This window comes from Hymenobacter agri (assembly GCF_054778495.1).
In genome coordinates, this window is the sequence record NZ_BAAGZM010001157.1 from 1 (window position 1) to 737 (window position 737).

Genomic DNA, 737 nt, shown 5'->3' on the forward strand with positions numbered 1-737 from the left:
ACGTCGCCGTGCGCGCGGTAGCGGGCCAGCAGCTCCTGGTCGGAGAGTGGCGCGGCGGCAGCGGGCGCAGGCGGGCGGCGGAAAAACATGAGGGTGGGAAGTTAGGGCAATTCGGGCAGATGGTCGGGCGGCGTGCCCCAAGGTTCTTTTCGGGCGGCGTGTGTAATCGGGCCAGGGGGCGGCATCAGGTCAGCACGTTTCACCTTCAAAAATCTGCTGCCATGAAGAACCTGCTGTTGCTCCCGCTGCTGACCTTGCTGCTGGCCCCACCGACCGCAATGGCTCAAAAAAGCCCTAAGTCCGGTCCCGCGCAAAACACCACTAAAGACTGGGTGGTATCGGGCCGGGTGATTGACCGCGCCAGCCGCCAGGCACTGCCCGGTATTACCGTCCTCGTCAAAGGCACCACGTTGGGCTGCACTACCGATGCGCAGGGCCAGTATTCGCTGCGGGTACCCAATGCCGGTAAGGCCGTGCTGCTATTCAACTACATCGGCTACCTGCCGCAGGAGAAGCGCGTGGGCGTGCATCACACGCTGGATGTGGCCCTGCAGGCCGACAACCGACAGCTGAACGAAGTAGTAGTGACGGCCCATGGTATCGAGCAGAAACAATCCAGCGTGAGCTATTCGACGGCCACCGTCGCGGCCCCGGCGGTAGAATCCCAGCTGGCGGGCAAAGTGGCCGGCGTGCAGATAAAGGTGCGCGGCCTGGCCAGCCCGCGCAACGGCCGCCGG

General features: G+C 64.5%; 1 protein-coding gene. It reads left to right on the plus strand.

The genetic code is table 11. The features are described from left to right. Positions 1-221 precede the first annotated feature (221 nt). A partial coding sequence (locus tag ACYVDE_RS25065) for a carboxypeptidase-like regulatory domain-containing protein (protein ID WP_460504229.1) occupies positions 222-737 on the plus strand: 516 nt, incomplete at its 3' end.